A 13,894-nucleotide genomic window follows, 5' to 3' on the forward strand; every position below is an offset into this window, starting at 1 on the left:
GGCTGGTGGAGCAGGCCGACCAGGTGCCGGTGCGGGTTCGGGCGGCGGCCAGCGGCGAGGCCGGACGGCTGAGCCTGGGTTTCGTGTCGACCGTCGGTTACGGCGACATGCCGCGCTGGCTGCGGCTGTTCCGCGAGGCGCTGCCCCAGGTGCAGCTCGCGCTGCGCGAGGCGACGCTGGATGTCCAGCTGCGGGGTTTCGAGTCCGGCGAACTCGATGCCGGCTTCGTGATCCACGCGCCGGGGGCGGAGCCGGCCGGCTTCGAGCGCCTGATCGTGTCGACGGAGCCGCTGGTCCTGGCCCATGCGCAGGACTGGGGGCTGGCCGGCCGGCGCAAGGCGGCCCCTGCGCTGGAGGAAGTCCTGCGCGAGCCGCTGGTGGTGTTCCCGCGCGAGATCGCGCCCTCGCTGTTCGATGCGCTGCTGGGCTTCTACCGCGCCCACGGCGCCACGCCGCAGATCGCCCAGGAGGCCATCCAGATGCAGACCATCGTCAACCTGGTGTCCGCCGGCATGGGCGTGGCCTGGGTGCCGCGATCGGTGTGCGCGCTGCAGCGGCCGGGCGTGCGCTACCGGCCGTGGCCCTCGGCCCGCGTGCCCGCCTGCGACACCAGCCTCATCTGGCGACCGGACGCCTCGCCGGTGGTGCGGCGCTTCGTCGACCATGTCCGGCGTCAGGTGAAAGTCAAGGCATGACCCTGCCTGCGGCCGCCAGCCAGAAGCAGGTACGGCCTGGCGGGGCCGGCGGCGAAGGCGAAGCGGCGTTCGGCACGGGGCATGCACGTCCGGCCGAGTTCTGCGACCATGCGCCGATGAAAGGATCTCCCCCGTGAAAGCTCCCCGCAAGAATGACGATGGCGACCGCCGCGGCCTGCTGCGCCGGGTGGTCGGTGCGATCTGCCTCATCACCGGCTTCTCGATGCTGATGAGCGTGGCCTTCGCGACGCCGGCCCAGGCGGCCGTCTTCAAGGACCATGAACTGCAGACGCTGCTCGACGCCGGGCGGGCGGACGACCTGGAGAAACTCGCCGCGCAGCGGGGGAAGGCCGATCCGGACGATCCGCAGGCGGTGGCCGCTCTGGCGCTCGCGCAACTGGACCTGGTCGACGGCAGCGTGCTGAAGCAGAACATCCAGCGGCTGGAGCAATGCGTGCAGCGCACCCCCAACGAGGGCGCCTGCCATTACGCACTGGCACTCGCGCTGGTGATGCAGGCGCGCGGCGGCAGCAAGTTCAAGGCGCTGGGCTCGCTGGGACGCGTCAGCGAGCTGGCGCAGCGCGCGATGGCCTTGATGCCGGACGCGCCCGAGCCGCGCAGCGCGCTGCAGCAGTACTACCTGGCGCTGCCCGGCTTCATCGGCGGCGGCGAGTCCAAGGCGCGCGCGCTGGAGCAGGACGTGAAGGACCCGGCGCAGCTGAGCCTGATGCGCGCGCGGGTGGCGGCGTCGAAGAAGGACTGGCCGGCGATGGAGAAGGCGCTGCGCGCGGTGCGCACGCAGCGACCCGAGCTGCTGCTCGAGCTGCGCGTGCTGTGGAGCGACTACGGCCGCAACCTGATGTTCAGCGAGCAGAAGGACAGGGCGGTGCCCTGGTTCGAGGAACTGCTCCGGAACCAGCCCACCCAGGCGATGGGCGCCTACGGCCTGGGCCGGGCCTACGACGCGCTGGGGCAGTACGACAAGGCGGTGGCCGCGTTCGAACGCGCCCGAGGCTTGCAGGGCGCCGAGCAGCTGGGGCTGGATCGCCGGCTGGGGGCGACGCTGGCGGCCAAGGGCGACAAGGCGGCCGCGCGCACGGCCTTGCAGCGCTGCGTCGACAACCGCCGCGGCAGCAATGGCGACATCGAGGACTGCCGCAAGCAGCTCGCCGCGCTGGGCGGCTGAGCGGGCCGTCGCTGCCCGGCCCTTATGATTCGCGCCTTTGCGGCGCAGTAGAGCTCTCTCATGTTGGTGCATCCCCAGTTCGACGCGGTGGCCTTCCATCTCTGGAAGTGGCCCATCCACTGGTACGGCCTGATGTACCTGGCGGCGTTCGGCCTGTTCCTGTGGCTGGGCAACCGCGTGGTCGCCCGCCCCTGGAACGCCGCCCGCGGCTGGACCCGCCGCGACGTCGACGACCTGCTGTTCTACGGCGTGCTGGGCGTGGTGCTGGGCGGCCGGCTGGGTTACGTGTTCTTCTACAAGCCCGCCTACTACCTGAGCCATCCGGGCGAGATCCTGGCGGTGTGGCAGGGCGGCATGTCCTTCCACGGTGGACTGCTGGGCGTGCTGATCGCGCTGGCGCTCTTCGCGTGGCGGCGCGGGTTCCATTTCCTCGAGGTCGGGGACGTCGTCGCGCCCTGCGTGCCGACGGGGCTGGCCGCGGGCCGGCTGGGCAACTTCATCAACGGCGAGCTGTGGGGCCGCGCGGCCGATCCCGGCCTGCCCTGGGCAATGGTCTTCCCGCAGGCCAACGACGGCGGCATTCCACGCCACCCGTCGCAGATCTACCAGTTCCTGGGCGAGGGCGTGCTGCTGTTCATCGTGCTGTGGCTGTTCGCGCGCAAGCCGCGGCCGATGGCGGCGGTGTCCGGCCTGTTCCTGCTCGGTTATGGCATCGCGCGCTTCACGGCCGAGTACTTCCGCGAACCGGATGCCTTCCTGGGCCTGCGCGCCTTCGGCTGGAGCCAGGGCCAGTGGCTGAGCGTGCCGATGATCGTCGGCGGCGCGCTGATGATGGTCTGGGCCTACCGCCGGCAGGCGCGGCGGGGCGTGGCCCCGGCGCACTGAGCGCCGCGCGGACCCAGTGCCGCCGGCGATCCGCACACGAGACTCCGAGACATGCGTCAGATCTTCTTCGATACCGAAACCACCGGCCTGAATCCCGAATCGGGCGACCGCGTCGTCGACATCGGCCTGGTGGAGATGGTGAACCGTCAGCTGACGGGACGTCATCTGCACTTCTATCTGAACCCCGAGCGCGACATGCCCGAGGAGGCGTTCCGCGTCCACGGGCTGAGCAGCGAGTTCCTCGCCGACAAGCCCAAGTTCGCGCAGATCGTCGATGAATTCCTCGCGTTCATCGAGGGCGCGGAGCTGGTCGCCCACAACGCGGCCTTCGACGTGGGCTTCATCAACGCCGAGCTCAAGCGCTGCGGCCGGGCGCCGCTGCACGAGTGCGTCGACAACGTGCTGGACACGCTGCTGATGGCGCGGGACATGTTCCCGGGCAAGGCCAACTCGCTGGATGCCTTGTGCCGGCGGCTGGAGGTCGACAACAGCAACCGCGGCCTGCACGGCGCGGTGAAGGACGCGGAGCTGCTGGCGGAGGTCTACATCCGGCTGACGCGCGGCCAGGATTCGCTGGTCATCGACGACAGCGCCTCGTCGTCGCCGGGCCAGGGCGGCGAGCTGGTGGTCGCGGCGATCGACTTCAGCGCGTTCGAGCTACCCGTCATCGTGCCGACGCCGGAAGAACTGGCGCTGCACGACAAGGTGCTGGCCGACCTGGACAAGGCCAGCGGCGGCAAGCGCATCTGGCAGGTGCCGGCGACGGCCTGACCGCGACTGCGGCTCGCGCCGCCCGGCAGAATTTCCGGAGGAGTTCTTGAATCGGGTCAAAAACTCATGGCATAATCTTCGACTTTCCCGGACATCCCCGGCAGCGGCGCAAGCAGCGGTCGAGGAAGACAAGACCGGGCGGTTAGCTCAGCGGTAGAGCACTGCCTTCACACGGCAGGGGTCGCAGGTTCGAACCCTGCACCGCCCACCACGTCTTGATGTCCAGCGAAATCCGGCAACCCAGCCGGCAACCCGGTCCGAATACCGGGCGGTTAGCTCAGCGGTAGAGCACTGCCTTCACACGGCAGGGGTCGCAGGTTCGAACCCTGCACCGCCCACCAGAACAACCCCGTCAGCGTCAGCTGGCGGGGTTTTTTCTTGGCCGACGATCGACGTCATCGGGCGTCATCGCGTGCGCTGGCGCTCCACCCCGCGCCACCGGACGCCATTGAGCGTCACCGCATCAAGTAGCGCATCACGCCGAAGATCAGCGAGCCCAGCACCGTCACCGTGGTCAGCTGGCCGGCGACCATCCACCGGATCAACTCGGTCCTGGTGCTGGCCAGCTCGTGCTTGACCTCGCCGCGCAGCTGCGACATGTCGCCCCGCACCGCGGCGATCTCCTGCCGCATCTCCGCACGCACGGCGGTGATCTCCTGCTTCAATTCGGCGCGCAGGACGGACACCTCTCCGCGTACCGTGGCGATCTCCTGCTTCATCTCCCCGCGCAGAACGGCCACTTCGCCGCGGACCGCGGCGATGTCCTGCTTCATCTCTCCGCGCAAGACGGAGAACTGCGATTTCAGGTCGGCCATGTCGACCTTCACCGTCTGCAGGTCGGTGAGCTTGGCGTCAGGGGTCTGCTGATCGGTCATGCGTTTCTCCAAGGCGCGCGCGTGCTGCTGGCGGCGCCGGAAGGCACGCCGGGCGCCGAGCTGCCGCTGACCTGCACCGGCAACGAGGACCTCGATCCGATCGCCGCGGTGCAGAGCTTCTATCCGATGGTCGAGGCGCTGGCCCAGGCGCGGGGACTGAACCCCGACCAGCCGCGCCATCTGGCCAAGGTCACGAAGACGCATTGATCCCGCACGGGTCCCGCTGAGGGGCCCGCATGGATTTCGCATTGATTTCCGGCAGCAAGAGAACGATATGAGCGAGACAGCATTCCATCCGGGCCGGCTGGTGATGGTGGACATCCAAGGCAAGCGCCTGGATGCGGCCACCGCCGCCTTCCTGCGCGACAACCGGATCCGCGCGGTCTGCCTGTTCCGCAAGAACCTGGGCACCGAGGCCGAGGTCCGGCAGCTGACCCGAGATCTGCGCGAGGCCATGGGCCCGGACGCGCTGATCGGCCTGGACCAGGAGGGCGGGTCCGTGGTGCGCGCCACCTTCCTGCCGCAGCCGCCGTCGGCGATGGCGCTGGGCGCGGCGGGCGACGAGGGGCTGGCCGAACAGGTCGGCGCCGCGGTCGCGCGCGGGCTGCGCGGCATCGGCATCAACTGGAACTTCGCGCCGGTCACCGACATCAACAACAACCCGGCCAATCCGGTGATCGCCGAGCGCAGCTTCGGCGAGACCGCGGACACCGTCACCCGCCTGGCCGGCGCCTGGATGAAGGGCTCGATGGCCGCGGGCGTGGCCTGCTGCATCAAGCACTTCCCGGGCCATGGCGACACGCATGTCGATTCCCACCTGGACCTGCCGACGGTGGACAAGTCGCGCGCCGAGCTCGACGCGCTCGAGCTCAAGCCCTTCCAGGCGCTGCGCGACCTGGCACCGTCGATCATGACGGCGCACATCGTCTATCCGAAGATCGATCCGCTGTACCCGGCGACGCTCTCCAGGACGCTGCTGGGCGGCATCCTGCGCGACGAATACGGCTACGACGGCGTCGTCATCACCGACGCGCTGATGATGAAGGCCATCGCCGAGCGCTACGGCTACGCGAAGGCGGCGGTGCTGGCGATCAACGCCGGCGCCGCCGACGAGGTGCTGCCGCTGCACCAGATCGCCACCCGGCTGATCGAGCGGCTGCGCAGCACCGCGGGCATGTCGCTGAACCGGGTTTGACGCGTTTGACGCTTTGACGGATGCGGGCCGCGACGGCCCCGCTCCACAGCAAACGGGCGCCGACGAGGCGCCGTTTGCATTGCCGTTGCCGCTCACGGCAGGCCGGCGGAGGTCAATCCCGCTGCGCCCGGCCTCACCGGCCGCGTCCGGGCTTCGCGTCGTCCGTCCGGTCCGCGACGGGCAGCGCCCGGGCGGTCCCCGTCACCGCCGTCGCGCGGTCATTGCCCGCCGCGACCAGCAAGGCCTGGCGCTCGGCCTGCGCGCGGGCCTGCTGCTGCGCCTCCTGCTTGGCCAGCCGCTGCTCGCGCGCGTGATCTGCAATTCGGCATTGACGTCGTTGAAGGCGTTGGCGTTCGAGACCAGCGCAAGCGCCGAGACGATCGCGATCAGCACCGTCAGCGCCGGACCGATCACCGGGAAGCGCGTCCAGGGGGAATAGGCGTAGCACGGCAGTTCCGGCGTGAGTCGGGCCGGTCGGCCGCTGGCGGCCAGGGCGGCCGCGCAGGACGAGGCGGCTCGGGCGACGGCCTGATGCGCGGCGCGGACCGGCGCGGCAGTGGGTGAACAGGCCGGCGAGCGAGCGGCAAAGGCGGTCGGGAAACGGGGCGTGATGTCGGGCTCGTTCATGGTCGTTCCTTCGTTCATCGGGGTCGGTCGGGGGTGAATGCTGGTAATCCTAGGTGCCCAACAAGCGCGCTCCAAACGCTATATCCTTGCCTCCTTGTGCAGCCAGACTTTCCAGGAAGTCGCTACAGTCGCCCCGCCCGCCGCCTGACCAAGGACCCTTCCGATGCGACTCCCTCGCCTGCCGCTCCAGTACCTCGCCGCCTTCCGGGCCGCCGCGCTGCACCAGAACCTGCGCGCGGCCTCAGAGGAGCTCAACTTGACGCACAGCGCGGTGAGCCAGCAGATCCGCGCGCTGGAGACGCAGTTGGGCTTCGATGTCTTCGACCGGCAGGGCCGGCGCGTGGTGCTGAACGCTGCAGGCGCGGCGCTGCTGCGCGGCGTCGAGCGCGCTTATCAGGAGTTGGACCAGGGCCTGCGCGCGGCCACCGCGGCGCATGGCATCGAGCAGCGCAGCCTGCGCGTGACGGTGCTGCCCTCCTTCGCGCAGCGCTGGTTGTTGCCGCGGCTGGGCCGCTGGCACGCGCGCCACCCGGAGGTCACGATCGAGATCGAAGCGACCGCGCGGCTCGTCGACCTGGAGCGGGAGAAATTCGACCTCGCGCTGCGACAGGGCCTCGGCCCGTGGCCGGGACTCGACAGCGAGCCGCTGTTCGACTTGTCGATGCTGCCGGTCGCGTCACCGGCGCTGGCGCATCAGCTGATCGGGCAGCCGCTGGAGGCGCTCGCGCAGGCGCCGCTGCTGGGCGACGCGTCGCAGTGGGAGGACTGGTTCGCGCAGGCCGGGCTGCGGCGCCAGGTGCTGCCGGTGGCGATCTTCAATGACTTCGGCATCCTGCTGCAGGCAGCCGAGCAGGGCATGGGCGTGGGCCTGACGCGCGAGCTGCTGGCGGCGGACGCGCTGCTCGACGGCCGGCTGGTGCGCGTCGCGCCACGGCAGGCGATGCTCAAGGAGCCGCAGCGGTATCACATCGTCTACACGCCGAAGTCGCGCGAGGAGCCCGCGGTGCGGGCCTTCGTCGCGTGGCTGCACGAGGAGACGGCGCAGTCGCGCGCGGCGCTCGACGGCGCCACGACCTGCCTGTCGACCGGCCGGATGACCGCGGTCGCACCGCCGCGCGGCGACGCGATCACGATGTCAGGAACAGGGCCTGCAGATCGCTGAGGAAGTCGAAGCCGCGCGGAGTGGCGCGGATCACGGCCGGATCCGGATCGAGCAGTCCCTTGGCGCGGCCCTGTGCCATTGCCTGGGCGATCGCGGACGGCGGCAGCCCGGTGCGCTCGAGGAAGCTCTGCATCGTCACGCCCTCGCGCAGGCGCAGCGCGTTGAGCATGAATTCGAAGGGCAGTTCCGAGCGCGCGACCTCGTGCTCGTTGGACACGGCCTGGCCTTCGGACGCCTTCTGCATGAAGGTTGCCGGATCGCGCCAGCGCACCTGGCGCAGGAGGCGGTGCGCGAAGCTCAGCTTGGTATGGGCGCCGGCACCGATGCCGAGGTAGTCGCCGAACTGCCAGTAGTTGGTGTTGTGCGTGCAGCGGTGACCGTCCCGCGCGTAGGCGGAGACCTCGTAGCGCTGCATGCCCTTGGCGCCGGTGCGCGCGGTGATGAGGTCCAGCATGTCGCTGGCCAGGTCCGGATCGGGCAGATGCTCGGGCGGCGCATTCGCGAAACGCGTGTTCGGCTCGATCGTCAGGTGGTAGACGGACAAGTGCGGCGGATCGAAGGCCAGCGCGGTGCCCAGGTCCTCGTCAAGCTCGGCCAGCGTCTGCTCCGGGAGCGCGTACATCAGGTCGATGTTGAAGGTCCCGAAGGACCGCGCGGCCTCGGCGATCGCGGCGCGCGCCTGCGTGCCGCTGTGGATGCGGCCCAGCGCCTGCAGCTTGCGGTCGTCGAAGCTCTGCACGCCGATGGACAGCCGCGTCACGCCCGCCTGCGCGAAACCGGCGAAGCGGTCCGTCTCGAAGGTGCCGGGATTGGCCTCCATCGTGATCTCGCAGCCCGGCTCCAGCGGCAGCCGGGCGCGCAGGTCGGAGATCAGCTCGGCGATCTGCTCCGGCGCGAAGAGGCTGGGCGTGCCGCCGCCGATGAAGACCGACACCACCGGCCGGCCCCAGACCAGCGGCAGCGCGGCTTCCAGGTCGGCCCGCAGCGCGGCCAGGTAGGCGCGCGCGGTGTCGACGTCGAGCTCGCGCCCGTCGCGGTACTCGTGCGAGTTGAAGTCGCAGTACGGGCACTTGCGGATGCACCACGGCAGGTGCACGTACAGCGACAGCGGCGGCAGCGCCGACAGCGTCAGCGTGCCGGGCCGCATCATGCGGATGATGTCGGCCACGGGATCAGCCCAGGTGCCAGCTCTCGCGCATCTGGCGCAGCAGGTCCTGCGACGCGAGCGCGCGATGGCTCAGCCGGTTCTTGGTCTCGGCGCCCAGCGCCGCGACGCTCTGGCCGAGTTCGGGAATGAACAGCAGCGGGTCGTAGCCGAAGCCGCCCTCGCCTTGCTCGGCGCGCAGGATCTCGCCCTGCCAGCGGCCGAGCGCGATCAGCGGCTCGGGATCATCGGCCGAGCGCACCGCGACCAGCGCGCAGACGAAGCGGGCGCGCCGATCCTCGATGCCATCGAGCTTCTCGAGCAGCACGCGGTTGTTCTCGGCGTCGCTCTTCTCGCGACCGAACAGCGTCGCATAACGCGCCGACAGCACGCCGGGCATGCCGCCCAGCGCCTCGACCGCCAGCCCCGAGTCGTCGGCCAGCGCCGGCAGGCCGCTGGCCTGGGCGGCGTGGCGCGCCTTGGTCAGCGCGTTCTCGACGAAGGTGTGGAAGGGCTCTTCCGCCTCCGGGATGCCGAGGCTGCCCTGCGTGACGAGCTCGATGCCCAGCGGCTCGAACAGCGCCTGCAGTTCCTTCAGCTTCTTCGCGTTGTTGGAGGCCAGGACCAACTTCATCGCTTGCTCCAATCGGGAACGGGATTTACTTCAGGCCGAGGGCCTCGCGCTGCGCGACGAGCAGCTCGCGGATGCCCTTCTCGGCCAGGTTCAGCAGCACGTCGACCTCGGCGCGGGTGAAGGCCACGCCCTCGGCGGTGCCCTGCAGCTCGACGAAGTGCCCCGCGCCGGTCATGACCACATTCATGTCGGTGTCGCAGGCGGAGTCCTCGACGTACTCGAGGTCCAGCAGCGCCCGGCCCTCGTGGATGCCCACGGAGATGGCGGCCACCGCGTCCTTGAGCGGCGAGGCGGCGATCTTGCCCTGCGCCAGCAGCCAGGTCACCGCGTCATGCGCGGCCACGTAGGCGCCGGTGATGGCCGCGGTGCGGGTGCCGCCGTCGGCCTGGATCACGTCGCAGTCGATCTGGATCGTGCGCTCGCCCAGCTTGGACAGGTCGAACACCGCGCGCAGCGCGCGGCCGATCAGGCGCTGGATCTCCTGCGTGCGGCCGGACTGCTTGCCGCGGGCGGCCTCGCGGTCGCTGCGGGTGTGCGTGGCGCGCGGCAGCATGCCGTACTCGGCGGTGACCCAGCCCTCGCCGCTGCCCCGCTTGTGCGGCGGCACCCTCTCCTCGACCGAGGCGGTGCACAGCACCTTGGTGTCGCCGAACTCGATCAGCACGGCGCCCTCGGCGTGGCGGGTGTAGTGGCGGGTGATGCGGACCGGACGCAGGGCGTCGGCCGCGCGCCCATTCGGGCGGCTGGCAGTGCTGCTCATGGGGAATTCCTTCAGTGGGGCTTCTTGCCGGCCTTGCGGATCGCGTCCTGGATCTCGCGCACGGCGGAATCGATCTCGGCTTCGTCGAGCTGCACGTCCTGGGTCGCGCCCTGGATCGTGGAGGCGAAGCCCTGGTCGTCGAGGTCCTGGGTGGAGATGGAGTCCGGGGCATCGCCCTCGCCTTCCCATTCCACCGCCAGGGCGGTGACGTTGTCGCTGCGCGCGCCGGCCTGGCGCAGCGCCTGCTCGACCAGCTCCGGCACCGCGTCGCCGACCGAGCGGCTGTCCGACAGGTGGCGCAGGATGTCCACGTCGCTCACCGAGCTCCACAGCCCGTCCGAGCACAGCAGCATGCGGTCGCCGTTCTGCAGCAGCACCGGGCCGTTGACGTCGATCATCGGCTTGCCGGGGCTGCCCAGGCAGGTGAACAGCACGTGGCGGTTGAAGCGCTCGGCGCCGGCCGCGTGGCGGCCCAGCGCCTCCTGCAGCTCGCTGTAGGAATGGTCCCGCGTGCGGGCGATCAGCTCGGCGTCGCGCAGCAGGTACATGCGGGAGTCGCCGCAGTGGGCCCACCAGATCTGGCCCTGCTGCATCAGCCCGACGACGATGGTCGTGCGCGGCGTGTCGTTCATGCCGCGCTGCTGGGCGTAGGCCAGCAACTGCTGGTGCGCGAGCAGCACGGCGGTCTCGAGGAACTGCGAGGGCTGCTTGATCACCGGCTGCGCGTCGCGCTGGAACAGCGCGGCCACGTTCTGCAACGCGAGGTGGGCGGCGACCTCGCCGTCCGGGTGACCGCCCATGCCGTCGGCCAGTGCGAAGAGGCCGGCCTCGCGGGTATAGCAATACCCCATCCGGTCCTCGTTCTTCTCCCGGCCGCCACGGCGGCTCACCTGGTAGACGGAGAACTTCACGCCTTGGCCCCGGTCTTCAGGTTCTCCAGCTGCAGCTTGAGGCGCTCGCTGAAGCTGAGCTTGGTGTAGCGGCGCTCGGTCTCGCGCGAGAGCTCCTTCTGCAGCGCGAAGACGCTCTGCGGACGGGTCAGCGGGTCCAGCGACATGCACCACTCGGTCACTTCGAGCAGGTTGTCGGAATACACGTTGCGCAGGCGCGAGAGCGACAGGCCCAGGCGGTCCTTCTCCAGGCGCTGCGGCGCGTCGTTGGGCGGGTAGCCCTGCATGCACGCATAGATGCAGGCGCCGATCGCGTAGATGTCGGTCCACGGGCCCAGCGAGCCGTCGCGGCGGTACATCTCCGGCGCGGCGAAGCCCGGCGTGTACATCGGGCGGATGAAGTTGCCTTCCTTGGACAGCACCTCGCGCGCCGCGCCGAAATCGAGCAGCACCGCCTTGTTGTCGTTGGTGATGAAAATATTGGCCGGCTTGATGTCCAGGTGCAGCATCTTGTGCTGGTGCACGATGCGCAGGCCTTTGAGGATTTCGTCGAAGAGCGACCGGATGGTCGATTCGCGGAACACCTTGTCGCGCTTCAAATCGCGCGCGGTCACGATGAAATCCTGCAGGGTATCGCCCTGCAGGTAATTCATGACCATATAGACGGTCTCGTTCTCGCGCAGGAAATTCAGCACCGAGACGACGCTCGGATGCGAGATTTGCGCGAGGGAACGGCCTTCCTCGAAAAAGCTCCGCAGCCCCAGGCGGTACAGGGGCTGCTTTTCAGGCTTCACTCGAGGCGTGAGTTCGCCGGGGGATCGTTCTGCAAGGGACGAGGGGAGGTATTCCTTCAGCGCCACCAAATGATGGTCGGGGTCTTCGGCCAAATACACGACGCCGAATCCACCCGCAGCCAGCTTTTTGATGATCTGATAGCCCCCCACCACCGTGCCTGCGGGCAAGGGCGCCGGTTTCGGCTTTGACATAATCGCGGTTTCGATTGTTCTACCGATAGCTGATGCCAGTTTACAGCATGACCGGTTATGCCAGCGCCACGGCACAACCCGCGAACTCCGGCGAAACCCCTAGCCCCGCCGCCACGCCGGCGGTCACGGTGGAGGCGCGCTCGGTGAACGGCCGCTTCCTGGACCTCAGCTTCCGCATGCCCGACGAGCTGCGCTCGCTCGAGCCCGCGCTGCGCGAACTGGTCTCGGGCAGCGTCAAGCGCGGCAAGATCGAGCTGCGCATCAACACGCAGCGCGATGCCGACAGTTCCTGGCCGAACCCGCAGCCGGAGCAGTTGAACCGGCTCGCGCGACTCGAATCGCAGGTGCAGACCTGGCTGCCGAAGGCGCAGGGATTGAGCGTCCAGGAGGCCTTGAACTGGTGCAAGACCGGCACGACCGGCGCCTCCGCGAACGACGAGACGGTGCTCGAGGCGGCGCGCCAGTGCATCAAGGGATTCCTCGAGGCGCGCGAGCGCGAAGGCGCCAAGCTCGTGACGATGCTGAAGCAGCGCGTCGCCACTTTGCGGGACCTCGCCACACAGGCCGAGCCGCTGATCCCCGCCGCCGTGCAGCGTCAGCGCGAGCGCTTCCTCGAACGCTGGCAGGAGGCGCTGAGCGCCACCGGCGCGGCGCAGACGATTTCCGAGCAGACGCTGCAGGAGCGCGCGATCAACGAGGCGGCCGCGTATGCGCTGCGCATCGACGTCGCCGAGGAACTGACGCGGTTGCGCGCTCACCTGGACGAGGTCGAGCGCCTGCTGAAGAAGGGCGGCGAGATCGGCAAGCGGCTGGACTTCCTGATGCAGGAGCTGCACCGCGAGGCCAACACGCTGGGATCGAAGGCAGTGGCGATCGAGCTGACCAACATCTCGGTGGAAATGAAGGTGGCGATCGAGCAGCTGCGGGAGCAGGTGCAGAACATCGAGTAGGTTCCCCGAACGCGACCGGCCGCCACCCGTGATGGGACCGCGGCCGGCGCCCTGCACTGCGCCGCGGCCTGAACTGACGCCCGGGCGCTTGCCCGCGCCGCGGCCCACGCGCGAAATCGGCGCCCCTCCCACACACGCCCTCCAAGTTGCCGAGGCCTTCTCGGTCATTCCCACCACGCGCTCGCGGCATCCCGCCGCTGCCCCTGTCGCGCGCACCTGCCAACGATGACGGCCATGCCGCCGGGTCTTCCGGCGCTGCCGGCCGCCCCGGTCCGGACCTTCGTCGATCCCAACCCTGAGGTGCCACGACATGGCCGATTTCAACCAGTACCTGCCGACCCTGCTCCGCTTCGAAGGCGGCTACGTCAACGACCCCCAGGACCCGGGCGGTCCGACCAACATGGGCATCACGCTCAAGACCTTCCAGGGCCTGGGGCCGTCGGCGGGCTTCACCGACACCAGCCTGGAGGCGCTCAAGCGGCTGAGCCAGGCGGACGCGGGCCGCCTCTACAAGCTCAAGTACTGGGACGCCGTCGACGCCGACACCATCGCGCTGCAGCCGCTGGCGGAGATGCTGGTGGACTTCCACGTCAACGCCGGCGGCCATGCGATCCGCGAGCTTCAGGCGCTGCTGGTCGAGCGCGGCGCCGCGATCAGGCCCGATGGCGCCTGGGGCCCGCAGACCGCGCAGGCGCTGCAGCGCATCGACCCCACCGACGCCTACCGCGCCCTGCGCGCGCGCCGCATCGCCTACTACGAGCGCCTGGCCGCCCGGCAGCCCGACCTGCGCAAGTTCCTCAAGGGCTGGCTCAACCGCGTCAACGCCTTCCCCGTGCTCTGACGCCGAGCCCCGCGCGCCGCGCCCGCGCGCGCCGCCCGCCACCACCGACCTCCAACCATTCCGCAGGGAAGGACCCTCCCATGAGCTCACGTGTCGACTTGAAGGAACTCATCGAGGCGCTCGCCGGTGCCGTCATCGATGCCCAGGACCGCATCGAGCAGCACCAGATCGCCAAGCTCGGCCAGTACTTCGACGAGGACAACCGCCCGCGCACCGTCGTCATGCGGCTGCCGTCGATGCAGCCCGACGCCGAGCCCGGCACCGAGGACCTTTACCGCGCGCCGCTGCTCGGC

16 protein-coding genes, 2 tRNA genes and 1 pseudogene are annotated in these 13,894 nt (G+C 69.7%); 12 read left to right on the forward strand and 7 right to left on the reverse strand.

What is annotated here, in order from left to right:
• From FUT87_RS17570 to FUT87_RS17595, 6 genes are all read left to right on the forward strand, one after another.
• A partial coding sequence (locus FUT87_RS17570; RefSeq protein ID WP_147241843.1) for a LysR substrate-binding domain-containing protein occupies positions 1–695 on the forward strand: 695 nt, incomplete at its 5' end.
• 133 nt (positions 696–828) lie between these two features.
• Positions 829–1,881, forward strand: a complete 1,053-nt coding sequence (locus FUT87_RS17575) for a tetratricopeptide repeat protein (protein WP_147241844.1) — start codon at positions 829–831, stop codon at positions 1,879–1,881.
• 60 nt (positions 1,882–1,941) lie between these two features.
• Positions 1,942–2,766, forward strand: coding sequence for a prolipoprotein diacylglyceryl transferase (gene lgt / locus FUT87_RS17580; RefSeq protein WP_147241845.1), 825 nt, complete (start codon positions 1,942–1,944; stop codon positions 2,764–2,766).
• A gap of 51 nt (positions 2,767–2,817) precedes the next feature.
• Positions 2,818–3,537 (forward strand): DNA polymerase III subunit epsilon, encoded by a 720-nt coding sequence (gene dnaQ, locus FUT87_RS17585; protein ID WP_147241846.1) that lies wholly within the window; start codon positions 2,818–2,820, stop codon positions 3,535–3,537.
• A 136-nt stretch (positions 3,538–3,673) separates the two neighbouring features.
• Positions 3,674–3,748: transfer RNA gene (locus FUT87_RS17590), tRNA-Val, on the forward strand.
• Between the two features lie 55 nt (positions 3,749–3,803).
• A tRNA-Val gene (locus FUT87_RS17595) sits at positions 3,804–3,878 on the forward strand.
• Positions 3,879–3,992: 114 nt separating this feature from the next.
• Here the strand turns inward: FUT87_RS17595 and FUT87_RS17600 are convergent.
• Positions 3,993–4,412 (reverse strand): coiled-coil domain-containing protein, encoded by a 420-nt coding sequence (locus FUT87_RS17600; protein WP_186830600.1) that lies wholly within the window; start codon positions 4,410–4,412, stop codon positions 3,993–3,995.
• Between the two features lie 9 nt (positions 4,413–4,421).
• Here FUT87_RS17600 and FUT87_RS28970 point away from each other — a divergent pair.
• Positions 4,422–4,619: pseudogene (locus FUT87_RS28970) on the forward strand (iron dicitrate transport regulator FecR); the annotation flags it as partial.
• Between the two features lie 67 nt (positions 4,620–4,686).
• Positions 4,687–5,607, forward strand: coding sequence for a glycoside hydrolase family 3 protein (locus FUT87_RS17605; RefSeq protein ID WP_255511898.1), 921 nt, complete (start codon positions 4,687–4,689; stop codon positions 5,605–5,607).
• A gap of 201 nt (positions 5,608–5,808) precedes the next feature.
• Here FUT87_RS17605 and FUT87_RS17610 read toward each other — a convergent pair whose 3' ends face one another.
• On the reverse strand, positions 5,809–6,234 hold the full coding sequence (locus FUT87_RS17610; RefSeq protein WP_147241848.1) for a hypothetical protein: 426 nt from the start codon (positions 6,232–6,234) through the stop codon (positions 5,809–5,811).
• 163 nt (positions 6,235–6,397) lie between these two features.
• On the opposite strand from FUT87_RS17610, the gene FUT87_RS17615 reads away from it, so the two are divergent.
• Positions 6,398–7,396, forward strand: coding sequence for a LysR substrate-binding domain-containing protein (locus tag FUT87_RS17615; RefSeq protein ID WP_147241849.1), 999 nt, complete (start codon positions 6,398–6,400; stop codon positions 7,394–7,396).
• On the opposite strand, the gene hemW is transcribed toward FUT87_RS17615, so the two are convergent.
• From hemW to FUT87_RS17640, 5 genes are read right to left on the reverse strand one after another with little or no spacing between them, the layout of a single operon-like run.
• The gene (hemW, locus tag FUT87_RS17620; protein WP_147241856.1) at positions 7,362–8,546 is read right to left on the reverse strand and encodes a radical SAM family heme chaperone HemW; all 1,185 of its coding nucleotides are present in this window, start codon (positions 8,544–8,546) and stop codon (positions 7,362–7,364) included. The genes FUT87_RS17615 and hemW overlap by 35 nt on opposite strands.
• Positions 8,547–8,568: 22 nt before the next feature.
• Positions 8,569–9,174 (reverse strand): RdgB/HAM1 family non-canonical purine NTP pyrophosphatase, encoded by a 606-nt coding sequence (gene rdgB, locus FUT87_RS17625; protein ID WP_147241850.1) that lies wholly within the window; start codon positions 9,172–9,174, stop codon positions 8,569–8,571.
• Positions 9,175–9,199: 25 nt separating this feature from the next.
• Complete coding sequence (gene rph / locus FUT87_RS17630) at positions 9,200–9,934, reverse strand: ribonuclease PH (RefSeq protein ID WP_147241851.1); 735 nt, start codon at positions 9,932–9,934, stop codon at positions 9,200–9,202.
• A gap of 11 nt (positions 9,935–9,945) precedes the next feature.
• Positions 9,946–10,845, reverse strand: coding sequence for a PP2C family serine/threonine-protein phosphatase (locus tag FUT87_RS17635; protein ID WP_091723249.1), 900 nt, complete (start codon positions 10,843–10,845; stop codon positions 9,946–9,948).
• Positions 10,842–11,810 (reverse strand): serine/threonine-protein kinase, encoded by a 969-nt coding sequence (locus tag FUT87_RS17640; RefSeq protein ID WP_058936168.1) that lies wholly within the window; start codon positions 11,808–11,810, stop codon positions 10,842–10,844. The genes FUT87_RS17635 and FUT87_RS17640 overlap by 4 nt, the downstream gene beginning before the upstream one ends.
• Before the next feature lie 32 nt (positions 11,811–11,842).
• Between FUT87_RS17640 and FUT87_RS17645 the strand changes: the two genes are divergently transcribed.
• The 3 genes from FUT87_RS17645 to FUT87_RS17655 all read left to right on the forward strand — a co-directional run.
• Positions 11,843–12,760, forward strand: coding sequence for a YicC/YloC family endoribonuclease (locus FUT87_RS17645; RefSeq protein WP_147241852.1), 918 nt, complete (start codon positions 11,843–11,845; stop codon positions 12,758–12,760).
• A 310-nt stretch (positions 12,761–13,070) separates the two neighbouring features.
• Entirely contained in the window at positions 13,071–13,601 is a 531-nt protein-coding gene (locus tag FUT87_RS17650; protein ID WP_147241853.1) for a glycoside hydrolase family 108 protein, read from the forward strand.
• 80 nt (positions 13,602–13,681) lie between these two features.
• Positions 13,682–13,894 (forward strand): DUF2589 domain-containing protein (locus FUT87_RS17655; protein ID WP_147241854.1); only part of this gene is annotated, 213 nt, incomplete at its 3' end.

The sequence above is a fragment of the Mitsuaria sp. TWR114 genome, from assembly GCF_007997345.1.